16 protein-coding genes are annotated in these 22,938 nt (G+C 47.2%); 5 read left to right on the top strand and 11 right to left on the bottom strand.

The window, feature by feature from the left end:
* Positions 1–17 precede the first annotated feature (17 nt).
* Both smc and ON05_RS15640 read right to left on the bottom strand, forming a co-directional pair.
* Entirely contained in the window at positions 18–3,680 is a 3,663-nt protein-coding gene (smc, locus tag ON05_RS15645; protein WP_010475439.1) for a chromosome segregation protein SMC, read from the bottom strand.
* A 171-nt stretch (positions 3,681–3,851) separates the two neighbouring features.
* Positions 3,852–7,550 (bottom strand): zinc-dependent metalloprotease family protein, encoded by a 3,699-nt coding sequence (locus tag ON05_RS15640; RefSeq protein ID WP_262561837.1) that lies wholly within the window; start codon positions 7,548–7,550, stop codon positions 3,852–3,854.
* A gap of 912 nt (positions 7,551–8,462) precedes the next feature.
* On the opposite strand from ON05_RS15640, the gene msrA reads away from it, so the two are divergent.
* From msrA to ON05_RS15620, 4 genes are all read left to right on the top strand, one after another.
* The gene (msrA, locus tag ON05_RS15635) at positions 8,463–9,119 is read left to right on the top strand and encodes a peptide-methionine (S)-S-oxide reductase MsrA (protein WP_010471725.1); all 657 of its coding nucleotides are present in this window, start codon (positions 8,463–8,465) and stop codon (positions 9,117–9,119) included.
* A 260-nt stretch (positions 9,120–9,379) separates the two neighbouring features.
* Entirely contained in the window at positions 9,380–9,949 is a 570-nt protein-coding gene (gene hemJ / locus ON05_RS15630) for a protoporphyrinogen oxidase HemJ (RefSeq protein WP_010471727.1), read from the top strand.
* Between the two features lie 10 nt (positions 9,950–9,959).
* A complete protein-coding gene (locus tag ON05_RS15625; protein ID WP_010471729.1) occupies positions 9,960–11,372 on the top strand; it encodes a cell wall metabolism sensor histidine kinase WalK in 1,413 nt (470 codons plus the stop codon).
* Between the two features lie 30 nt (positions 11,373–11,402).
* The gene (locus ON05_RS15620; RefSeq protein ID WP_010471733.1) at positions 11,403–12,236 is read left to right on the top strand and encodes a prohibitin family protein; all 834 of its coding nucleotides are present in this window, start codon (positions 11,403–11,405) and stop codon (positions 12,234–12,236) included.
* A gap of 83 nt (positions 12,237–12,319) precedes the next feature.
* Here the strand turns inward: ON05_RS15620 and ON05_RS15615 are convergent, their stop codons facing one another.
* From ON05_RS15615 to ON05_RS15595, 5 genes are all read right to left on the bottom strand, one after another.
* Positions 12,320–12,808, bottom strand: a complete 489-nt coding sequence (locus ON05_RS15615; protein ID WP_010471736.1) for a CYTH domain-containing protein — start codon at positions 12,806–12,808, stop codon at positions 12,320–12,322.
* 17 nt (positions 12,809–12,825) lie between these two features.
* Entirely contained in the window at positions 12,826–13,206 is a 381-nt protein-coding gene (locus ON05_RS15610; protein WP_029315105.1) for a response regulator transcription factor, read from the bottom strand.
* A gap of 482 nt (positions 13,207–13,688) precedes the next feature.
* Complete coding sequence (locus tag ON05_RS15605; RefSeq protein WP_010471741.1) at positions 13,689–15,818, bottom strand: glycosyltransferase; 2,130 nt, start codon at positions 15,816–15,818, stop codon at positions 13,689–13,691.
* A gap of 782 nt (positions 15,819–16,600) precedes the next feature.
* Positions 16,601–17,134, bottom strand: coding sequence for a hypothetical protein (locus tag ON05_RS15600; protein ID WP_010471743.1), 534 nt, complete (start codon positions 17,132–17,134; stop codon positions 16,601–16,603).
* 212 nt (positions 17,135–17,346) lie between these two features.
* Positions 17,347–18,312, bottom strand: a complete 966-nt coding sequence (locus tag ON05_RS15595) for a protein kinase domain-containing protein (protein ID WP_010471745.1) — start codon at positions 18,310–18,312, stop codon at positions 17,347–17,349.
* Positions 18,313–18,534: 222 nt separating this feature from the next.
* Here ON05_RS15595 and ON05_RS15590 point away from each other — a divergent pair, with 222 nt between their 5' ends.
* The gene (locus ON05_RS15590; RefSeq protein ID WP_010471747.1) at positions 18,535–19,887 is read left to right on the top strand and encodes a GH1 family beta-glucosidase; all 1,353 of its coding nucleotides are present in this window, start codon (positions 18,535–18,537) and stop codon (positions 19,885–19,887) included.
* Positions 19,888–20,183: 296 nt separating this feature from the next.
* Here the strand turns inward: ON05_RS15590 and ON05_RS15585 are convergent, their stop codons facing one another.
* The 4 genes from ON05_RS15585 to ON05_RS15570 form a co-directional block, all read right to left on the bottom strand.
* The gene (locus ON05_RS15585) at positions 20,184–21,086 is read right to left on the bottom strand and encodes an alpha/beta fold hydrolase (protein WP_010471749.1); all 903 of its coding nucleotides are present in this window, start codon (positions 21,084–21,086) and stop codon (positions 20,184–20,186) included.
* A gap of 139 nt (positions 21,087–21,225) precedes the next feature.
* The gene (locus ON05_RS15580) at positions 21,226–21,642 is read right to left on the bottom strand and encodes a type II toxin-antitoxin system HigA family antitoxin (RefSeq protein ID WP_010471751.1); all 417 of its coding nucleotides are present in this window, start codon (positions 21,640–21,642) and stop codon (positions 21,226–21,228) included.
* Positions 21,623–21,925 (bottom strand): type II toxin-antitoxin system HigB family toxin, encoded by a 303-nt coding sequence (locus tag ON05_RS15575; protein ID WP_010471754.1) that lies wholly within the window; start codon positions 21,923–21,925, stop codon positions 21,623–21,625. The genes ON05_RS15580 and ON05_RS15575 overlap by 20 nt, the downstream gene beginning before the upstream one ends.
* A 276-nt stretch (positions 21,926–22,201) precedes the next feature.
* Positions 22,202–22,843 carry a TetR/AcrR family transcriptional regulator gene (locus tag ON05_RS15570; RefSeq protein ID WP_010471755.1) on the bottom strand — a complete coding sequence of 214 codons (642 nt, stop codon included), beginning with the start codon at positions 22,841–22,843 and terminating at the stop codon, positions 22,202–22,204.
* Positions 22,844–22,938: the final 95 nt, after the last annotated feature.

Below are 22,938 nucleotides of genomic sequence, written 5' to 3'. Positions count from 1 at the left end.
CTAGAATGAATGCTAGTTTATGAGGCTTCTACAGGGGTAGCAGGTTCGGTCACTGTCGGGCGCAACTGCATACCAATGACTTGAGTATGGGTGCCGCGAGCCTGGGTGACGCCAATGGTGCGATCGGAGGCTTCAATCATGGGACGACGGAGGCTGACCACAATAAACTGGGCTTGCTTGGCCTGTTTTTGAATCATTTTGGACAGGCGCTCTACGTTGGCCCCATCTAGAAACATATCGACTTCATCAAAGGCATAAAAGGGAGACGGCCGATAGCGCTGCAGGGCAAAAATAAAGCTCAGAGCGGTCAGAGATTTCTCGCCCCCGGACATGGAGGCTAAGCGCTGGACGGGCTTGCCTTTGGGGTGGGCCACGAGATTGAGGCCGCCCTGGAAGGGGTCTTCGGGATTGTCTAGCTGTAAATGCCCATCCCCATCAGAGAGTTCAGCGAAGATACTCTGGAAATTGACGTCAATGGCATCGTAGGCTTCGCGAAAGGATTGATAGCGTAAGGTGCGGAAGTTCTCGATGCGCAGGAGAAGTTCCGTGCGCTCAGATTCCAGGGTGGTCAGTTTTTCGGTTAACTCAACCAGGCGCTCTTGAGTCCTCTCATACTCTTCGATGGCGAGCATATTCACAGGCTCCATGGCCTGGAGGCGCTTTTGCAGCTTTTGCAATTCCTCGCGTAGCTGCTCTAGGGTCAGATCCTCGGGAATTTCAGGTAAGGGATCGGGGAGTTCTGCTGCTTTGGCTTGCAGCTGGGTTTGTAGCTGCTGAATCAGTTCCTGGTGCTCTTGCTGTTTATCCTGGGTTTTTTGAATTTGCCAGAGGAGTTGTTGATGGGCAGCGGTGCGTTCTTGCAAGTGTTTTTCGACGCGATCGCGTTCTTGTTTCTCACTCCCTAAGCGCTCTTCTAATTTGGCTAACTCGGTGCGCAAAGTGGCGATGGTGGCTTCAATTTGCTTCTGCTGGTCCTGATTTTCGGCTTTTTGGGTGGCCTGGGTTTCGGTTTGGGTCTGCAGGGTTTGCAACGTTACTTCCGCCTGCTCTTGTTTCTCTTGCAGACGCTCTTGCTGGCTGGTCAGCTCTTGAATTTGTTGTTGGACCTCGCGCAGGGCCTGTTCACGTCCAGCCACTATGGATTCTTGGCCCTGAATCTGGTTTTGCAGGGTTTTCCATTCGCCATGGGTTTGGGACTGCTCCAGCTCTTCTAAAGCGTCCCGCAGCTGTTCTAATTCAGTTTCTTTTTGGGGCAGATCGGTTTGTAGGGTCTGGAGACGATCCTGCGCACCTTTGAGATCCGAGCCGTAGGTTTGTCGCTGTTTTTCCAGATGGGCTTGGCGATCCGCCAATACCTTGAGTTCTTTTTGCAACTGCTCGGTTTTGAGTTGAGCTTCACGATGCTGTTGGCGTAAGCCACTCAGCTCTTGATGTTTGCTGGCTAACTTAGCTTGAGTCTGTTCAATTTTGTTTTCTATGGGCTGGAGCAGGGTGGCAATTTCCGACAAGCGCTGCTTTAAGGCCATAATCGCCGCTGATTCTCCCGCTTCGCCGGTCCCAAAATGGAGGGTGTTATGGCGGTTGCGGCTCCCGCCAGTCATGGCTCCCGTCGGTTCGAGCAGTTCGCCATCTAAGGTGACCATTCGGTATTTGCCGATATGGCGACGGGCGTCACTCAGGGTTTTGAAGACGACGGTATTGCCAAATACATAGGCAAAAATCGGCTCATAGATGGGGTCAAAATCGATCAGTTCAATGGCAAAATCGATAGCGCCCGAGGCGGTTAAAGACGGCAATCCCTTCGGAGGGCGCATTTTATTCAAGGGTAAGAAGGTGGCTCGCCCGCCCCGCTCTCGCTTTAACAGTTCAATTCCGGCTGAGGCAACCGCATCATCATCAACCACTAAGCAGCCGAGGCGACCCCCTGCTGCGATTTCTAAAGCAGTCTGATAGTGGGCATCGACCTGCCCCAGTTGAGCGACTAAACCGTGGACTCCTGCTAGCTTAGCCTTGCGAATAATATGGGTGGCATGGGTGCCCTGGACTTCTTGCTGAGCCTGTTCTTGGGCTTCTAGCTTATCAAGCTGACGCTGCTTCTCTTGTTGTTCCCGCAGCAGCCGATTTTGGGTTTCTTGTTGGGTATTGATGTCGTGATCGATTTCTGCGATCTCACCGGCACAATCTTGCACCTGCTCTTGGCGTTTCAAGACCTCAGCTTCTGCTGCTTCTAGCTGTGTTTGGGTCTCTGTCACTTCTTGAGCAATTTGCTCCACCGATTGCTGCTGCAGATCGCTTTGGCGGTCTAACTGCTGAACTCGCTCTTGCAGTTGAGCTTGTTCAGCCCGCTGGGGTTCCAAAGCTTGTAACACCGTTTTAATTTGCTGATTCAGGTGGGACTGCTGCTCAATCCAAGCATCGGCGGATTGGGCAATGGCTTGAGCCTGCTGTCGTGTGGTATCCAGAGCTTCCTGGGCCTGATTACGAGCTTGGGTTAATCGGGGAATTTCTGTTGTTTCTAAGGTTTGTCGCTGTTCCCCAACCTGCTGAATCTCGGCCTGGAGTGTTTGCAGTTGCTGTTGTCTATTGACGATGGATTGGGCAATTTGCTCTTGGGACTGTTCAAGTTCAGCCTGCTGGCGTTGGAGCTGCTTGAGTTCGGCTTCCTGGGTGGCAATTTGAGCTTGGAGGGCGAGATGTTCTTCTTCCCCTAACGCTTTGACTTGGGCATTAAGGGTTTCCAGCTTCTGGGAGATCTCTGCTAATTCTGTGGCGAGGGCGGTTGCTTCGATCTCTAGCTTGGCTTGGGTTTGTTGTTCTGTGGCTAGCTGTTTTTGCTTCTTGTCAATCTGGGCTTGTAGGTCGCGCCAGGCCAATACCCCTTCCCAAGCCGCTTTCGATTGCAGTTCCGCGCGCAGTTTCTGATACTTTTCGGCTTTGATACGATCGCGGGCGAGTCTTTCGCACTGATCATTCAGTTCCTGCTCAACGATGCGAGAGCGCTCTTCCTGCTCCTTAACCGCATCTAGTTTGTCTTTGGCCTGGTTGATGCGGCGATCAAAGTTAGCTACCCCGGCTAGCTCATCAATAATTTCTCGCCGCTGGCGGGCATTCATGGAAATGATGCTGGTAACGTCCCCCTGGAGGACGACGTTATACCCCTCTGGATAAATCCGACGGCGATTGAGCTGCTCGTGGAGCTGGGTGAGGGTACAGGACTCACCATTGATGGCATAGGAGGAAGTATAAGTGCCTTGTTTGGTCACCCTTAGCTTGCGGGTTACCTGCCATTCATTGGGGGCAAGATTGGTTGCCGTATCCGGTTTTGGTATCGTTGATACGTTGCTGGTATTGGTGTGTCGTTCCGCTTCTTCTGCCTCAGCGGCTTCTGCTGCTGCTAACTCTTCCAGCTCTTGGGGGGAGAGTTCAAACGTGACTGTGACTCGGGTTTCTGCGATCGCATGTCCCCGCTTAATTTGAGCATGATTGACCAAATCGGGCAGACGCTCCGCCCGCATACCCCTCGAGCCCGCCAATCCCAAAGCAAATAACAAGGCATCCAGTAAATTGGACTTACCCGATCCATTTGGCCCACTGACGACTGTAAATCCTGGCAATAGGGGAATGGCAGTGGTACTACCAAAGGATTTGAAATGGGAAAGTTCTAGTTGTTTTACGAACACAAATTAATTCAGTCGAACCAATGTGGCGAACATCAAAGAGTATCTGATTCAAGACCAGCGTGATTCAGAATTGCCAACAGGGTAGCATGACTGTTCTGAGTTGGCAGACTAGCTCTTCAGAAATTTGCGTTTCTTAGTACTTAGGATTGCGATAACACTCCAATCTATAGCCTAAATCGTGATGTAGATATCGCGATGAGACAAGTCTGGCATAGAGCTGAAGGTCGCAATATGGATAGGATTGATGGACCCATTGCCGTCGATATCGTAACTCAAGTGTCCTGACACCTGATCGTATAAGAAACGTTGCTGAGAGGTTGTGGCGCTAGCACCTAAGCCAAAATCTGTAGCCTCTAAGTATTGGTTGCCGACTAAGTTCCCACCGAATCCGGATGCGGACAACTGAATGACATCTATCCCGGTTGCAAAATCGGTAATTATATCAATTGCGTCATTCGGATCTAGAGAGATGACTTGTCTACTCTGATCACTATCTACGGATATCTGATGACTATCTACACCTACTAAGATCGCATTAGCAGATTTTCCGATTAACATATCATCATGAATGAACTGTTTTGAGACCGGAGCTTGCTCAATGTTCTGATCACCATTCAGGTCTTGCTGAAATGATGGTTCCAAACTGATGATGTCAGCTTCAGTGATACTTTGAGAGCTTTGGTAGGTCCCATTGGCATCCAGTCGCCAGTCAGAATATCGCCCATTGGTGTTTTTCCATAGGAGTCGGTAGCCCTGCCCGAGTTTTTCGACCCCAATAGCCGACCACCCTCCAAAGGAATTACTGCCGACGATCTCACCATTGAGCCGAACAAACTGTGGATTGGCACCATTTTCTTGAACTTGATAGCCCAAACTGGTTGTCATCAGCGTTGCCGTTCCAGCTGTTTCAATCGTTGCGCCAGCTTGCTGATCGCCATTCAGGTCCTGCTGAAATGACGGCTCCAAACTGATGATGTCAGCTTCAGTGATACTTTGAGAGCTTTGGTAGGTCCCATTGGCATCCAGTCGCCAGTCAGAATATCGCCCATTGGTGTTTTTCCATAGGAGTCGGTAGCCCTGCCCGAGTTTTTCGACCCCAATAGCCGACCACCCTCCAAAGGAATTACTGCCGACGATCTCACCATTGAGCCGAACAAACTGTGGATTGGCACCATTTTCTTGAACTTGATAGCCCAAACTGGTTGTCATCAGCGTTGCCGTTCCAGCTGTTTCAATCGTTGCGCCAGCTTGCTGATCGCCATTCAGGTCCTGCTGAAATGACGGCTCCAAACTGATGATGTCAGCTTCAGTGATACTTTGAGAGCTTTGGTAGGTCCCATTGGCATCCAGTCGCCAGTCAGAATATCGCCCATTGGTGTTTTTCCATAGGAGTCGGTAGCCCTGCCCGAGTTTTTCGACCCCAATAGCCGACCACCCTCCAAAGGAATTACTGCCGACGATCTCACCATTGAGCCGAACAAACTGTGGATTGGCACCATTTTCTTGAACTTGATAGCCCAAACTGGTTGTCATCAGCGTTGCCGTTCCAGCTGTTTCAATCGTTGCGCCAGCTTGCTGATCGCCATTCAGGTCCTGCTGAAATGACGGCTCCAAACTGATGATGTCAGCTTCAGTGATACTTTGAGAATTTTGGTAGGTCCCATTGGCATCCAGTCGCCAGTCAGAATATCGCCCATTGGTGTTTTTCCATAGGAGTTGATAGCCCTGCCCGAGTTTTTCGACCCCAATAGCCGACCACCCTCCAAAGGAATTACTGCCGACGATCTCACCATTGAGCCGAACAAACTGTGGATTGGCGCCATTTTCTTGAACTTGATAGCCCAAACTGGTTGTCATCAGCGTTGCCGTTCCGGCTGCTTCAATCGTTGCTCCAACTCGTTGATCACCATTAAGATCTTGCTGAAATGACGACTCTAAATTAGAGATGTCTGCTGCAGTGATACTTTGAGAGCTTTGGTAGGTCCCATTTGCACCCAATCGCCAGTCAGAATATTGCCCATTAGTGTTTTTCCATAGGAGTTGATAGCCCTGCCCGAGTTTTTCGACCCCAATAGCTGACCATCCTCCAAAAGAAGTGTTGCTGACAATCTCGCCATTGAATCGGACAAACTGTGGCTCTGCCCCATTGCCTTGAACTTGGTAGCCCAAACTGGTCGTCAACAACGCAGCGGTGCCAGCTGTTTCAAGTTTTGTCGCAGCAAATGACGAAATTTCACCTTCAATCGAATATTGCCCTAGACTGCCATAATCCGAATAACCTTGTGAGCCATTGATGAGAGGATTATCTTTACCGACTCCATCAATCCGAATAAAGTATGTTCCAGCCGTCAGAGATAAGTCAAAACTGGCGCTTAATAGCGTGCTGGGGTTAGACGATGCTAATAAGGTGCCACCGGTATTGTATAACCCTGCCCAGATATCGAGATTAGCGCCTTGAGACTCTAAATATTCTGTAGCATAACTGCCACCACCATTGGCAACGAAAGCTCGCGATGCGGGGGTAATGTCGAAGGAAACATTGCCGCTTCCTGTCGTGAAAGAAAAATAGTCGATGTCTGTGTTTCTTTCAATAATGCCAAAAGTGCTAACCTTACCTGTCTCGTTCCAAACGAGAGATGATGCACTGGCTTGGCTATTGCCATGGTCATCTGAGCGATAACCAAAACCATTTCTTGTGGTGATCAGGGCAAGATCGTCTTCCTTATTACTGGCGTTGTAGTAATCTCCTTTACTCCATTGCGTGAGGCTTTCCTGAAAAGGCGCACCCATAATGCTTCCCCAGCTGGTGGCACCACTCCCATGGCCAGGGTGGTAGTCAGTCTGACCGCTGATACCATCATGTCTGAGGTATAAACTATGCCCTACCTCATGACTGGCAGTGACGGCAGCCGCTCTAGCTCCTTTGTTGAACACAAAAACAGGCTGGTCTACATTCCGGTTGAAACTTCCGATATAGGCTACTCCTCCGGCTCCGGCGGCTATGGCACTGCCATCTAGATCGTTACGATTGTTAGTGAATAGAACGCGAACGCCCCATTGACGGTCGCTGCTACTGGTTTTGCTTAAGGCTGCAGCACCTGGATCTTGGGTCGTGACGTTGACATTGAAAGGGGCAAAATCTTCAGCAACTTGCTGCCAAATAGACTGAATTTCTAATAATTCACTCGTACTAAAGGACGAACTATTTCCATCTCGATCATACGCTGAGGATCGGATGGTACCTCCATTATTCCACCATGTACCGGATGTCGTATGTCCGTCAAAGTCTAAATAAATGGTGTGTTGTGCATTAGGATTGCTGTGAAGCCGAAACGTGTTGCCAACAGCTAAAGAAGAAGATGGAGCGATACTAGCTGAAGTGCCAGCCGTATTCCATACAGGGAAATCTCCCTCTAATCCATGGGTATGTGAAGTACTGCCATGATAGTGGTTGTGTCCACTGAATACAGGATTGTTGTCTTGCTGGTTTGGCTGGGCCTGGTTTGAAGAACATGCGCATCCGACTTGACCACATTTGGAACAGCTTGCTTGTTGCTTGGCAGGGGTCAGGAGAGAGGTCAGATTTGAAGATAGAGAAAATGTCTTACTGCTCAAATACTGTTCAAAACGATATTGTTCAACGCTATCGTCTTGCTGAAAGCTGACTCCTTCAGTTGATAAAGATTCTAATGCTTCAATAGAAAATTGTGATGGTTTTATGCCATCTTTAGAGAGATGCTCATCTTCTTTTCTGTTGTTTGAAACAACCGCTGTATTGCTAGATGAAAATTTAATCTCAGAGTTTTTATTGTGATCCAGATCTGGACTTATAACATCACTAGATTGTTGGAGGTTGGCTGGATTGGTCATTGCACTGGATGTTGTATGAGATATTAAAAACTAGTGAAGATATCTTATGGGTTTGCTGCTTGCAATAATTGGATTTTTTTAAGTTAAATATGTCGTATTGATGGATTGGTTTATGAATAAATGAATTAATAAATCTCTTCCAGATGTTGTGTATTTGATGATGAGACTCCCATAAATATGAGTGGTGTTGACATACGAATTTCTATTGATATAGAAGGCCATATATCAATACTGGCATTGCCGTGTATGAATTAACGTCATTAAACTTCGTCTAATGTATAACTTGATTAGAAGAGAGATAATGAAGCTTGATTTGTTCTGATTTAATTTCTTTTGCTTTTGTTTTTAGTCTGATTAAAAATAAAATAGTGATAAAAGTGAGCTCTGGCTATGGAAAAGCTTTGACGGTTAGCTTAGTCCATCGATTGATATCTGATTTATTGATTTATCATTGAGTGTTTAGATTTTTATTGCGAGAAAATACGGAATATTTATTTTGCAGGGAATTCTATAACTAGCGTAGCTACTTCAGAAATATGGCTACCTCAGTAAATACTCTGATATTTATACTCTGAAAATAAAATAATGCTAGATTTCCTCGGTGTTTTCCGATCAAATAAAGTATTGTATCTATGGAATCGGAAAAATTTTAATATCTGTATTTTCTGCTCAAACTAACTTCTAAAGTTATCCTCAGTGTTTTTATCTATATAATGGTCTGTAAAATAGCGTTGTAGATTCAGCGTTGAGAGATTGAACGATGCAATAGCGATAGATTTGCCTTCTAATCTTTCACGCTTGTGGCTATTGGAGATGTCGATCTATGACATGTCAGGGGAAACGTGCCTATCCATGAATTCGTTACCCTGAAGATAATATCTCTCTGTTCTTCATCAATTAATTTTTGGCACTATGGCTCTTTTTGGATTATTTGGGAAAAAGCTCACGTTACCTACTGCAGAGGAGGCATTAGCAGGTCGAACAACGCCAATGCCTGTTGCTGACAAGCACTTTGTCAACGGTCATGCTCTCAAACCTCCTTTTCCTGAAGGAATGGAACAAGCCATGTTTGGTTTGGGTTGCTTTTGGGGAGCTGAGCGACGGTTTTGGCAGCAAGAAGGGGTGTATGTGACTGCTGTGGGCTATGCCAGTGGTGTAACGCCTAACCCAACATATCAAGAAGTCTGTTCAGGTATGACTGGGCATAACGAAGTGGTGATGGTCATTTTTGACCCCTCAAAAATTAGCTATAAAAGCTTGCTACAGGTGTTTTGGGAAAGCCATAATCCAACCCAAGGGATGCAGCAAGGGAATGATGTGGGCACGCAATATCGCTCTGGGGTTTACACCTATTCTGATCAGCAAAAAGCGCTAGCGTTATCTTCCAAGAAGATTTATCAGGACGCCTTAAAAAGAGCTGGCCTCAGCGAAATTACGACTGAAGTGTTGGATGCTCCCGAATTCTACTATGCGGAAGATTATCACCAGCAATACTTGGCAAAAAATCCGGGTGGCTATTGTGGATTAGGAGGGACTAGCGTGACATGCCCTCCTTTAGTAGAAGTATAAATCTTCAGTGCAATCTCTCGTGATTAACTTCTACTATTTGCAGTGATGGCCTGATAAAGAGATTGCACTGAAGATTTTGCTATTCAGGGTAGATCGACGTTGATGTGGACAGGTAGTTTTTGATGACTGCCTCAACTCTATGAGAATCTGCGTTTGACCTCCAATCTTTAAGGAAGATAACGCAACTCCTCGTCACGCTCTTGCTATGGCAAGGGTTAGTTTAGGATGGGTTTTAGGTTCTTTGAAGTGTTGGCAGGTTTATGGCTTACTTTTGGTTCAAAGCATTTCATATTATTGGCGTTGTTGTTTGGTTCGCAGGACTTTTTTATTTAGTTCGCTTATTTATCTATCACGTAGAAGCCAACGAAGAGCCAGAGCCTGCTCCTGCTATTCTCAAGCAGCAGTATACGCTGATGGAAAAGCGTCTTTATAGCATCATTACTAGTCCTGGCATGATGGTGACGGTGACGATGGCGATTGGCATGCTTGTCACCCAACCGGATTTGCTGAAGCAAGGATGGCTGCAGGTTAAATTAGCATTTGTCGCCTTGCTGCTGATGTACCACTTCTACTGTCGTCGGTTGATGAAAAAGCTAGAAGAAGGGACTTGTGGTTGGTCAGGGCAGCAGTTGAGGGCGTTAAATGAAGCGCCAACATTGATGCTAGTCGCCATTGTGCTGTTGGCGGTCTTCAAAAATAGTCTGCCAACGGATACAACAGTATGGGTGATTTTTGCCATGGTGATTGCCATGGTGGTGACAATTCAGCTCTATGCCAAGAAACGCAAACGAGATAAGGAAAAGCTGGCTTTAGAAACGGCATCAGAATAGTCTCGACGGCATGTTCCAAACAACTCGACGGCGATTAGCACTCTGGTATACAGGAGTCACTGCAATTTTGCTGCTGGTTTTTGCTAGCGGCTTTTATCTGTATGTGCGAGGCACCCTGATTGAGCGGGTGGATGATACGTTGAGCCATGTGGTTGAGGTGGTCCAGCGTTCGCTCGTCGTTGAAGCGAGTAATGCTGATCTTTCCCCTCTAGACTCTCCGTTTATTGTCAATTTAGAAGCGAGCTTTGGCGATCCACCGGATGCGGTGGATGATGACCGAATTGACTTGGAATGGTTTAGTGCGGAGGGTGATTTGCTATGGTCAACTCTATCTGAAGTATTAGAGGTTCCCATTCGTTTGGGCTACCGTGGCGAAACGGTTGAAATCGCAGACGATTACTTGTTGCGGCAGCTCACCCAGCGGGTCATGTTGAATGGTAATGTGCTGGGCTATTTGAGGGTGAGCCATCCCTGGTTTGAAGTGACAAAACCTGCTCGTCAATTGTTTATTGACCTGAGCTTAGGGACGAGTTTGTTAGTCGGGTTAGTGGCGACGACAGGTTGGTTCCTCTCAGGGTTAGCTATTGAACCGATTCAAGACTCTTACCAGCATCTGAAGCAGTTTACAGCGGATGCCTCCCATGAGTTGCGAAATCCGATCGCATTGATCCAAACGAATGTGCAAGTGGCTTTAGCGGATCCGGAACTGGAGATGCCTGAGCAACGGCAGCAGCTGGAAGTGATTGAGCGGCTGACTCAGCGCCTGGGGCGCTTGGTGGATGACTTGTTGTTTTTAGCCCGCCAAGACAGTGGCATGCTCGAGATTGACTATCAACCTTGTCCGTTAGATGCTGTGTTGATGGAAGTGGTAGAAGACCAACGGGCTTTAGCGACGAGTAAGGGGGTTCATCTACATTTGCATTTAGAAGAGACAGGGGCAGAAATGGTCCCTAGTGAAGAGCCCTTTTCGGTAATTGGAGATTACGATCAGTTGGTCCGGTTGTTTACCAATTTGGTGAGTAATGGAATTCAATACACCCCTGCAGAGGGCAGAGTTAGGGTGACGCTCAAACAGTCTCTTCGACAAGGCATACCTTACCTAAAAGCGATGGTTGAAGATGAGGGGCTAGGCATCCCGGCGGAGGCAATTCCCCATGTGTTTGATCGGTTTTACCGAGCGGATCCGGCTCGACAGCGGTCGTTAATATCGGCGACTCAGCAACCTGTTTCTTCTGGCAAAGTGATGGGGACGGGATTGGGGCTTGCGATCGCACAAGCGATTTGCCACAATCACCAAGGCCAAATGAGCGTTAGCAGTAGATTGCAGCAGGGGACTCTCTTCACAGTGACCCTACCCCAGCAGCTCTCTAGAAAGATTGACGTTAAATCCGCGCCCTCGGAAGAGATAAATCAGCTACCCTGAGAAAGGCAAGATTACCAAAAAGGCTTAAGCATGAAGGATTGGAATCCAGCAAATCTCGGAATTATCATTGCGTTGTTGGTTCTGTTGGGCCTCAGTTCTGTTGTGATTATCAATCCCGGTCAAGCTGGCGTGCTCAGTATTTTGGGAAAAGCACGGGATGGAGCGCTCTTGGAAGGGATCCATGTCAAAGCTCCCTTTATTTCCAGAGTTGATGTTTATGATTTAACGGTTCAAAAATTTGAAGTTCCCGCCCAGAGTTCGACTAAAGACCTACAAGACCTTACCGCCCGCTTTGCCATTAACTTCCGACTCGATGCAACGGAAGTGGTAGAAGTCAGACGGAAGCAGGGGTCGCTCCAAAATATTGTTTCTAAAATCATTGCACCCCAGACTCAGGAGTCTTTTAAGATTGCTGCCTCTCGTCGCACCGTCGAAGAAGCGATTACCCAACGGGAAGTCCTGAAATCTGATTTTGATGACGCTTTGAGTAAGCGACTGGAAAAATACGGCATTATCGTTTTGGATACTAGCGTTGTAGATCTAGACTTTTCCCCAGAATTTGCTCAGGCCGTTGAAGAGAAACAAATTGCTGAGCAACGCGCACAGCGAGCGGTTTATGTAGCTCGGGAGGCTGAGCAAGAAGCCCTGGCTGAAGTGAACCGTGCTAAGGGAAAGGCCGAAGCCCAACGGTTATTAGCTGAAACCTTGAAAGATCAAGGGGGTAAGTTGGTGCTAGAAAAAGAAGCGATTGAAGCCTGGAGACAGGGCGGATCCCAAATGCCTCGTGTTTTGATTAGTGGCAGTGGCAAAGATGGTGGGCAGATGCCATTTCTCTTGAACCTCAATGGGGATAGTAAGGGATAAAACCCAGCCTTTAGACACATGTACAGCAATCAGCCCTCATGCCTTAGACATGAGGGCTGATGTCATCAATAATGCCAGTCGTCTTATTCTGGATGAGCGCTTGATCCATGAGGCCAAGTTGAATAGGGATGGGCAGCTAGGTATGAATTGAAATATCGTGGATCATCCGATACTTCTAGGCCGATCCAACTGGGTAAGTTCACAAACTGTTCAGGAGAGGTTAGCTCTACTTCAGCCAGGACTAATCCTTGATTAGTGCCAGCAAACTCATCAACCTCCCAAATGAGGTTTTCTATCGGAATCTTGTAGCGAGTTTTTTCAACAACTCTTGGCTGGCAGAGATCCATCATGGCTTCAGCATCAGCCACTGGGATCTCATATTCAAACTCTTGTCTCGTTAGGTTTTTGACTCTTCCTTTAACGGTGAGAAAAGCGGTGTCTCCAGCAATACGAACCCTGACGGTGGCCTGATCACTTCCGGCTAAATATCCTTGAACAAGAGGGATACTCTGTCCCATGAATCGCCATGCTTCTCCTGCAACGAGAAACTTACGCTCGATCTCAATGCCCATAGTGGCTAACTCAACCCCTAGGACTCGGCCCGGGTCTTGAGCAGCTTACGAATCAAATCGAGCATTTCTGAGGGGTTAAAGGGTTTGGTGATGTAAGCATCTCCCCCTTGCTTCATCCCCCAATGTCGATCAAATGCTTCACCCTTGGTAGAGCACATAATGACGGGTAAGTTTCGGTCTGACAGGTCATTTTTGACCCAGCGGCACAATTCATAGCCGTTCATGCGAGGCATCACGATATCTGTGATTACCAAGTCTGGATAGCTACTGTCTTGCAGCATTGTTTTAGCTGCTAGACCATCTTCAGCTTCAATGACCTCTAAACCATTGCGCTGTAACATATCCGTTAGCATGGCACGCATGGTGGGGCTGTCATCAACTACCATTACTGTTGTCATGTCTCTCTTCCCTTTTACCTCCATGAGACCCACAGCTCTTCATTCAAGGATTCCCTGTTAAGACGCTCTAGCTAACTTTGAATACTCCGTATTTTTACGAGAATTTCGCTTTAAATCAACAAGGTGCCATTATCTTGGGCTCTGAGTTGAGCGGGCCAAAACTAAAATGGGTACCAGGAAATTGATCAAGAGTATCTTTACCTTGATTGGACTAGATCTATAGACAACGTGAGTTATTCAAATAGTCTAAATCCACCTTTTTTAGGTGCAATCTTTATCTTAAACGAAGTAAGAACAAGACTCCTGCTTACCTAGGCACAAGCATAATTCATGATGTGTCTCAAGCAAATCAGGGGAAACACTTAGATCGTAATTGATCCGTCCGATCTCAATAGTACACAGGTGTCGCTCCCGAATGACGGTTTAGGTGCATTTAATTTTATGGGTCAGGACTGTTGACTCGGTAACTGTGGTGATGGCTTTTAGCGTGGCTTGACTTTACAGGATCGCTTAAGGTTACGAAAAGGATAAAGGCCATATAAGCCCGATGAGATCGCACGGATCGTATCCCACTCAGTTGGAAGTCGAGGTAGTTTCCAGTTCTGGGGATTGCAATAGGTAAAGTTAACAATTTTCCAGAGGGTGACTGCATCGACCTCTTTAAACATGCAGCCGTACACCATGCCGTTTTTCTGTTGGTTACGGATCTCAGCCATCATGCGTAAGCTTGTCCGGGGAACGGCTAATTCAACTGTTTCAAAGAGGCTTAGGGCCGTCGGGTGGTTGGTCTTAAAGCGACATCCTGCTTCCGAAATATCTATAAATTGTCCCATCACGGTCTGTCCGGTTGGAGTAGTGATCTGGCAAACCTCATCCGAAAAGACGCGAGGATGGCCCCGATCATGATCGGCACTGACGCCAGCAATCAGCGCTGTTGCCAAAAAGATCAGATTCACTTGGGCCCAAATAAGATTGATAATGTACAGGTCATCGCTCGTGTGGTGGAATAAGCCAGTTATCATCGCTAAGAGCGTTAGTCCGAAGAGGACAAAAAGATGCGCCAAACTATGAAAATTGAACCTGATACCAAAACCATCTAATTGTTTATTGGTGACGTGGAAGGGATCGGAGATTTGAGAATATAAAAATATTTTCAATACCACTTTGAAAATATGGAACCCTTGCAATAGGTTATAGATAATCAATAACAGGACACTGCTTCGCATCCAGCTCATCACAATAATAGATAGGGAATAGTTATAAAAGGTATAGGTACTGGCTTCCCCTAAGGTGATGTCAATGCTTTTGAACCCAAAGAACAGGTAGAAAAGAGGGGCCAAAAAGCTTAAAGTTTTCAGCGTCTCTTCTAGCCAATACAATGTGCCGAAAGCATAGGTAAACCGCTGCATAAAGGTGAGACCCGGCAACCGCAGCGGATTATGTTGGCTAATCACCATCCTTAAGGTGCCTTCAGCCCAACGCATCCGTTGTTTGAGATATTCATTAATATTGTTGGCGGCACACCCGACACTCAGTAGTTCGTTTAAATAGACGGTTTTATAGCCCTGAGCCTGCATTAAAATGCCTGTTGCATAGTCCTCAACAATGGTATCCAGAGGAATACCGCCAATGGCATCTAAATGTTGACGTCGATATAGCACGGAGCTACCTGAACACACCACGGCGTTGACAGAATCACGTGCAGGCTGAATCACTTGGTAAAAATCAGTTTGTTCATCCGTAATAAACTGACCGCCTAGATTCTTTTGAGGTGGGTCTGGATTGTAGAACTTTTGGGGGGTGACGACCATGGACAAATTATCGTCTGCTTTGAAAAAACCAATGGTTCGTTCTAAAAAGTGATTGAGGGGGACAAAGTCAGCATCAAAAACAACCACAATGTCACTAGTGACATGCTGTAACGCATGATTGAGGTTGCCTGCCTTAGCATGGTCGTTAATCGGCCGAGTCAGGTAATTGCAGTCCCATTTTTGAGCGAGGGCTTGAATATCGGGCCGCTGGCCATCATCCAATAACCAAATGTGTTTCTGTTGTTTAGGATATTTTAGAGATTTACAACCAATCAGCGTGCGCTCCAACATTTTGGAAGATTCGTTATAAGTGGGGATTAAAATATCGACGCTGGGCTTATAGGTTTTTTGCACCCACTGACTATATTGATCGGCTTCGCTACTGCGGTTGGGTGACCGCAAGATTAAAGTATTATTCGTCCAGCTATTCAGAATGCTGAGCAGCTCATAAGCAAAGAGGCCAATGCACAAAACACCCTCTAGCCCCCTCAAAACAAGAGTATGAGTTGCTCGCCATAGAAGGTACCTGGCTTGCACAAAAAATAATACAACAACTAATAACCCTTGAATCCATTTGGGTGGACGTTGGGGTAGAAAAATTCTTAAGGCCCCTAAAATCAATAGTGAAGAACAGATCGGTAAAGCGGGTAAAATTGTGCGAGATAGGGATCCAATCTTGGGGACAATTTGCGTGAAATCGTAGGCAATGAACCCTAACGTAAGGAATACTAGAAAATATTTACTACAAGTAACTCTATAGTCTGTTGGTCGCGATCGTAGGTAGTTGGCTACGGCTCGCATTCACTAGCTCCCTAGTCCTTTAATAGAGGGATATTGCATGGGGTACAGCCATAATTGCCGGGTGTTGTTAATGAATCATTGTCGGCGTTAGTGTAGAAAATAATCGCAATTTTAGACAATAATTCGGATGTTTGACTATAATTCCCCAAGAATAATCAAAATAGACAACTTAGTGTCTTATATCTTGCTTATATTTTTTCCTGTAAAATCTAAAGCTAATATATAGTCCATATCAGTAGAGCTGTGAGCTGTTAATGGGAGTGTTTCTTGACTAGGAAGAAGGGTGATTTGGGTGTTGTGTGAACCTTGGATGCATAATTAACTGATCAAACTTGCAGCAAGTGGTTGATGGCTGGGGGCTAGTGCAGTTTATGGAGATGGTTGGAGTCTAAGGTTGTACTCTTTCGTTATGGTGGTGCATACAAGACAGAGACGACTGTTGAGCAAGAATTTCAACCCAATCAATCTTCTAGCTCAATAGCAACTGGAGCCATCTCAGCATCGATGCTACCCAAAACAAATCTGGGGAAAGGGAGGACGGTCCCTTTCTTTTGGTAGAGGGTGGTCAATGTTGCGTCTATGGCAATGTAGAGGACTCAACCCACTGGAGCCAGTGCCAGGGTTAGTCACTCAGGCAAGGTCCAGATCCCACCCATGGTCGGCAAGGCAACCGCTCCGAACAAGATCGCTAGACTGAATAAAAAGAGGAATTCATACCGATCTGTGGGCTTTTCTTTCACAGCAATCTTGAGTGGTAGATTCCGTTTGTAGTCATTGAAGTATTAGAGATCCTCCGCCGAGGCTTCAGCATATTTAAGGATCATTTCAATCGTGTTGAGTTCGTGCTCAATGCAAGTCATCTCGGCATTGAAATCCTGGTCTTGGTTGAGGTTGTCACCAAAGATGTCATGGCCAGGACGGTAGTCGGTCTGGGCACAGCGGTGATCGAAATACAGTTCTTCGACAATGGCTAATCCGGCTTGCCAGCGGTGTAAATCAATCACTCTAATTTGCCGAATCCAAGCTTGCTTAACATAGATGGGCAGAAAGCGAGACAGCTGAATATAGGAGACTAGACGGTGGCAAGAAAGGGCGATCAGCTCTCCTAAAGAAGGCGTATCGGCAGGGGTGCTTAAGGTTTGGAAGAGTGAAGAACGAACATCTGGTGCAACTTTGGCCTGATTGCGATTGGGGGAGGCTGCTGGCACTGTTTGGGTTGAGTTTACCCATGTTGATCTCAGGGCTTCGCCGCTTTGTTGGAGTTGCCAAGCGATTTTAGCGGCGGGAGTGTTTTTGTTTAGGAAATTGCTAACCATTTCATTTTCTCTCAGTCATCAATACCCTCATTTGGGAAGTGAACCCTAGTCGCAAACCCTTGGCTCTTCCTCTTGGGGGATATGTTTAGAATCCCAGATATACAAAAGGTCAGCGATGAGAATCATCACTGACCACGACTGAGAGCTATCACGCTGTTAACGTGATGGGTATCACCCAAAGCAAACTTAAGATGTTCGGAGGAGAGACTTGACTATCCCGAATAGGAATTAAGGGGTGGCTCAGAGGGATTTAGACTCAGGAGGCATGAATCTAAATAGGCTCCCATTTGCTCCACTAGCGTGGAGTGAACCGAGAGAGATTGTTGGACGAATTGCCCGGGTGCTGCCAAAGCCTGCATCATTTGTCGAGCGGTGAGGAAGCGCTCTCCTGGGAATCGAGCAATGGCCTTGTTCAAAATGGCGGCAAAGGCTGAATCTGGGTCTAAGGTTTGGGTATTCCAATCACAGGACCCGGTGTTGAGGTTAAACAGATCGTAGGGATCTTGCCCGGTCAACAAATAAATGCCAATCAGACCCAAACTGTAAAGGTTGCTGGAGTAGTAGTGCTGGTCGAGGATGACCTGCTCATGGGGTAAGAAGCCAGACGTGGCTATCCAAGGGGTGGGCCGAATGTTATTGTCCAGAAATGTGTTGGCAATGACCTGATTTAACATGCCGCCATACTGCAGGACAGGCTTGTTGTCGTCTTGTCGCAACACAATATTGTTGGGTTCCAAGGTACAGTGGACGATTTGATTTTGGTGTAGATAATCGACCAAAGACAGAAGCTTGGTCATGATCTGTTGAACAGTCGCTTCGTCTAATGCGCCTTGTGCTTGCACGGTTTGGGTGAGGGTGAGGCCTGGTACCCATTCTTCCATGAGATAGACTTGGCCAGTGCTATCGGCAAAACTGGATAACCAAGGAATTTGGTCATGGATGCCGCCTAGCTTTTGCCAGGTTTCGATTTCTGCTTGAATGCGATCGCAAAGCTGTTTTTGAATGTCTGCATCTGCGGTCAGGGGCTTGACCTGGCGGATAACGCATTGCCGACGAGAAGGAAGCTGTGTATCCTCAGCCAACCAGGCAATACTCCAGGGCCCGTCCTCAAGGATGCGAACAATCTGGTAGCGATTATTGAGTAAAGTTGGTGTTGGTGCGATACAAGTGCTAACCATCTTGGGTATTCCCCAGAACATCTATGACTAGACAATGCCAGTTCCATTGGGGTTACTCAGTGACACATCTCACAGAAATCACCTGAATCTAATCACAAAGATGCCTCTAATGCTTTCAGGATAAAGAGTTTCACGGGATCGCTCTGGCCGTGGGGCTGCAACATACCGCAAACAAGAGTGGTCTATGCTGAATCTGGTCCGTTGCAATAGGAAGCGATAAAGATGCCATTTCCTGATCGGTTTGTCTGGGGGGCTGCGGCTGCAAGTTATCAAATTGAGGGAGGCGCTGAGGCCGATGGCAAGGGCCTTTCAGTTTGGGATGTGATGTGTCGCCAACCCCATAAAGTGGCTGGGGGGCATACGGGAGAGGTTGCTTGTGATCATTACCATCGCTATGCAGAAGATATTCAGTTGATGGCGGATATCGGTCTGCAGGCTTATCGGCTGTCTTTGCCATGGCCACGCATTTTGCCTGATGGGATTGGGCAGGTGAATGAGAAGGGATTGGAGTATTGCGATCGCATCATTGATACCCTACTCGAACACCAGATCGAACCCTGGGTGACCCTCTTTCACTGGGACTATCCTCAAGCCTTGTTCGAGCAGGGCGGTTGGCTGAATCGGGACAGTGCGGATTGGTTTGCAGAATATACCCAAGTGGTGGTGGATCGGCTGTCGGACCGCGTCACTCACTGGATGCCCCACAATGAACCCCAATGTTTTATTGGCTTGGGGCATCAAACGGGAGAGCATGCCCCTGGGCTCAAACTCAGTTTTAGGGAAGTTTTGACGGCCATTCATCATTCCTTGCTGGCCCATGGGAAAGCCGTTCAGGTGATTCGAACCCAGGCCAAACGTCCGCCCCAAATTGGCACGGCGTTAGTAGGGATTGTCTCCATACCCGCCACCGACCATCCAGACGATATTGCTGCGGCCCGAGCCAGCACCTTGGCCGTCAGCGGTAAGCACTGCTGGAACAATACTTGGTTTGCCGATCCGTTGATCCTGGGGCATTATCCCGAAGATGGCATGGCTCGGTTTCATCAGATTATGCCCAACATTCAACCCGGTGATCTGGAGACGATTTGCCAACCTCTAGATTTCTATGGCCTGAATATTTACCAAGGTCAGACGGTTCGAGCGGAGTCAGATGGCCGTGTAACCACTATCGCTCATCCACCCGGCGGACCCCGAACCACCATGGATTGGCCAGTCACTCCAGAGGCTCTCTATTGGGGACCTCGGTTTATCTATGAGCGGTATCAACTGCCTATTGTGATTACAGAAAATGGCATGGCGAACTGCGACTGGGTTCATCAAGATGGCCAAGTCCATGATCCCCAACGCATCGATTTCCTGGCTCGATACCTGCAAGCCTATAGTCGAGCCATCAAAGATGGTATTGAAGCCCGAGGCTATTTCCTCTGGTCGATTATGGATAACTTCGAGTGGGCCTTTGGCTATGACAAGCGATTTGGCCTGATTTACGTGGACTATGAGACTCAACAACGAACGCTCAAAGACTCTGCGTATTGGTACAAAGATGTGATTGCCAGTAATGGCCAGATGCTCTAAGGGTAACGAACTAAAGAACACCGGAAATTATTGCTGAATGCAGCTCCATCCCCTATCTTCCATAGCCTTAAAGCCACTGATGGCCCCCTAAATCCCCCACCAGTGGGGGACTTGCCTGATTATCCCCCACAAGTTCTGCAACAGAGTTGAACCTCAACAACCCCAGAGATTCCAATTTCTATATTCAGCCTAGATATGGCCTCAAAGTCCCCCAGAATGGGGGATTTAGGGGGCGGATGCAAACGCAGATCGCTGAAAGAGACGGCGGAAATCTCGGTATTAATTACTTTTCAGTCCTAAGTTGCCTGCAGATTCTTTAGCCACTTAATAATCATCGGATTGATGATTTCTGGACGCTCGTCATGGGGGCAATGGCCAGTTTTGGCAATAATTTCAAAGGTGACTTTAGGCTCGGCATTGGGATCGGCACTCAAATCCCGATAGACCTTCGCTGTGCGCAGGGCAGCCCAAGGATCATCTTCACCCCACAGCAAGAGGAGAGGTTGCTTAATTCGAGGCAGTAACTCAGTTGGACGAGGTCCGGGAGGCCCAGTTAAAACAGACAGAAAGACATGGCAGGCTTCTTCTCGACAGGATGGATTATGCAGCATCTCTACCAATTCATCCGTAATGGCTTCTTTGTTGCCATAGATCTGGGACAGGGAGTTGCGAATCGCTCGCTTACCTCGGACTTGATTGAAGAAGAATGGCCCGAACAGTTTGGAGCGCATCATCATCCGCATCGGCCCCATTACAACTCGTAGGGGCAGAATCGCCTCTTCTCGCCGAATATTCATACTGCCAGCGGAGTTGAGCAATACACCACTGGTGCACATTTGGGGATGGTCGGCCAACATCATCAATACCAACAACCCGCCAATGGAGTTTCCCACCCAAACGGCGGGCTGTTGGATAAATTCTTCCCAAAAGTCTTTGAATAGGTCTTGCCAGACTTCTAGGGAGTAATCGATGGCGGGCATATCAGAGTCGCCAAACCCCAGTAGATCTAAGCTCCAGACCTGATATCCGGCTTCGGCGAGCTCCGGAATATTTTTGCGCCAGTGACCAATACAAGCACCAAAGCCATGAATCAAAACCATCGGCTGTCCGGTGCCTTTGACGGTGTATTTGATCTGATGACCTTGCCAAATCCAAGTTTTGATGTCAAGGGGTGGACTGATGGGTACCTGAGTGGTCATGGCAAACTAATGAAAACGGTTGTCTTAATGTTCCTTCATAATAAGCTGTTCTTTGGTCAGTGGTGTTCTTGTTTTATAGAATTCATCCACTCAAGGTTTCGTTTTTTCCAGATCATCCCTAGCTGCCATAGCATTTGCTTTAAGGAGTTAGAGGGAAAAATACTGCGGGAGACACGGAAAAATAGGCTGCTAATTCTTGTATATGTCTTGTTGTTAGCTGTCTACGTCCCTTAAAAATATCTGAGATGATCGATTCAGCTTTAAAGATAGGCACTAGATCTTTTTGTCTGAGTCCTCTGTCCTCAACTAGAACTTTCAGTAACTCCACCCCGTAGATATCGGGAAGCGCTTCTAAAGATTGCTCATATTCCCAGACGAGGGTGCCTAAAAGATCTAGATAGTCCGTTTCATCGGGGGTGAGTTCACGTTCTAAATCTATTAGGGCGTCAATTCTCATTTGAACAGCTTCAAGCTGTTGGTCGTTGTGAATAGGTCGGGGTATAAATTCTTGTATCAAGCTTTCGTAGGTAGCGGCATTATTGGTTCCAAGAATCATCTTGCCATCTGCCTTTGTCGTATTCGGCATGAGTTAAAAAGTGACGGATAAATACTTTGCGTTGTCGATAGTCAATGAGAGTGATGAGTCGATAGTTATTCCCGGCGATGTTAAAGACGGTCAAGTTACCGACTAGATCCGCACTCGGAAAAGTCTGACGAGTATCGTCAAGGCTGTGCCAATTAGCAAATTTTGTAATCTTGATCCATGCTCTGACACTGGGCTGGGCATTAGGGTATTTTGCAGAGGCTGCTCGGAGGCGAGAGTCGGAAATTATACGCATCAATGTTGATGGGATTGTAGTTGTGCATGGTGGCTATTTATTTTTTGTGGTCAGTCACAGACTATCTTATCATATTGATAAGTTGACTGGGGTTTGACTCTGACACAATAAAAATTAGGCGTGTAAACAAATCGATAGCCTAGCCAGGTACTAATCAACAGAAGGTTCTCTCAGCCAGTCTTCTAGCTGCAATTGGGAATAAGCTCGGTGTGAAGACTTGAATTGGGACCATAGCGTCAACGGAACAGAGGTATTCAGTTGGGGCTTGGACAAACGCTAGGTAGACACCTTTGTGCTGGTGTCAGTTCTCAAGTTTTTAATGTAAGAACGAACCATATCCTCTAGGACGTTGACTTGAGCGGAAAAAAAGTCGGGTTGAAAGTGAAACATACAATAATGGGTTGCCATCCCATCTAAGATGCTGACCAGCATGCGGGCAAAAATGGGGGCAGAGAGCTTTGACGAGATTTGCCCTTGGGCTTGACCGGCTTGAATCTGAGCAATAAAGAACTGATTGATGCTCTCCAGCCATTGTTTAAAGTCCTCACTTAACCCAATCGACCGATCCAGATCTTTATTGCCTAGAATTTCGAAGACTAAGGGAGTGACATAAGCAAATTCATCTAGATCCTGAAAACAGAGTTGAATTCCGGCCATGATTGCTTCCACAGGATCAGTATGAGCTTGCTCTAGTTGCGCAATTTCCTGATCGAATGCTTCGAGCATCAGGCCAAAAATGCTTTTGGGAAGTTCTTCCTTGGTGCGGAAATACTCATAAAGGGTGCCTTTGCCCATCTCAGCTTTGTGGGCAATGTCGGCCATTTTGGTAGCGTGATACCCTTTCTCGGCGAAGACTGCGATCGCAGCGGCCAGAATCGCTTGGCGTTTAGCTTCTCGGTCAACAATTTTAGGGCTCATGGCGTCATCATAGCGGTTCCTGCGTCGTTTACTGTAGGGCTTTCATCTTTCTACTTGACATTTGACCGACCAGTCGGTCAATATAAATATATCGT

The organism is Acaryochloris sp. CCMEE 5410 (assembly GCF_000238775.2).
GTDB lineage: Bacteria > Cyanobacteriota > Cyanobacteriia > Thermosynechococcales > Thermosynechococcaceae > Acaryochloris.
Note: the sequence above shows the minus strand (reverse complement) of the source record. Positions and strands in the feature narration are given on the sequence as shown.

Coding starts and splice junctions, on each gene's coding strand:
- ON05_RS15640 (WP_262561837.1), bottom strand. CDS start 7,550: ATGACCAATCCAGCCAACCTCCAACAATCTAGTGATGTTATAAGTCCA.
- msrA (WP_010471725.1), top strand. CDS start 8,463: ATGGCTCTTTTTGGATTATTTGGGAAAAAGCTCACGTTACCTACTGCA.
- hemJ (WP_010471727.1), top strand. CDS start 9,380: ATGGCTTACTTTTGGTTCAAAGCATTTCATATTATTGGCGTTGTTGTT.
- ON05_RS15625 (WP_010471729.1), top strand. CDS start 9,960: ATGTTCCAAACAACTCGACGGCGATTAGCACTCTGGTATACAGGAGTC.
- ON05_RS15620 (WP_010471733.1), top strand. CDS start 11,403: ATGAAGGATTGGAATCCAGCAAATCTCGGAATTATCATTGCGTTGTTG.
- ON05_RS15615 (WP_010471736.1), bottom strand. CDS start 12,808: ATGGGCATTGAGATCGAGCGTAAGTTTCTCGTTGCAGGAGAAGCATGG.
- ON05_RS15610 (WP_029315105.1), bottom strand. CDS start 13,206: ATGACAACAGTAATGGTAGTTGATGACAGCCCCACCATGCGTGCCATG.
- ON05_RS15605 (WP_010471741.1), bottom strand. CDS start 15,818: ATGCGAGCCGTAGCCAACTACCTACGATCGCGACCAACAGACTATAGA.
- ON05_RS15600 (WP_010471743.1), bottom strand. CDS start 17,134: ATGGTTAGCAATTTCCTAAACAAAAACACTCCCGCCGCTAAAATCGCT.
- ON05_RS15595 (WP_010471745.1), bottom strand. CDS start 18,312: ATGGTTAGCACTTGTATCGCACCAACACCAACTTTACTCAATAATCGC.
- ON05_RS15590 (WP_010471747.1), top strand. CDS start 18,535: ATGCCATTTCCTGATCGGTTTGTCTGGGGGGCTGCGGCTGCAAGTTAT.
- ON05_RS15585 (WP_010471749.1), bottom strand. CDS start 21,086: ATGACCACTCAGGTACCCATCAGTCCACCCCTTGACATCAAAACTTGG.
- ON05_RS15580 (WP_010471751.1), bottom strand. CDS start 21,642: ATGATTCTTGGAACCAATAATGCCGCTACCTACGAAAGCTTGATACAA.
- ON05_RS15575 (WP_010471754.1), bottom strand. CDS start 21,925: ATGCGTATAATTTCCGACTCTCGCCTCCGAGCAGCCTCTGCAAAATAC.
- ON05_RS15570 (WP_010471755.1), bottom strand. CDS start 22,843: ATGAGCCCTAAAATTGTTGACCGAGAAGCTAAACGCCAAGCGATTCTG.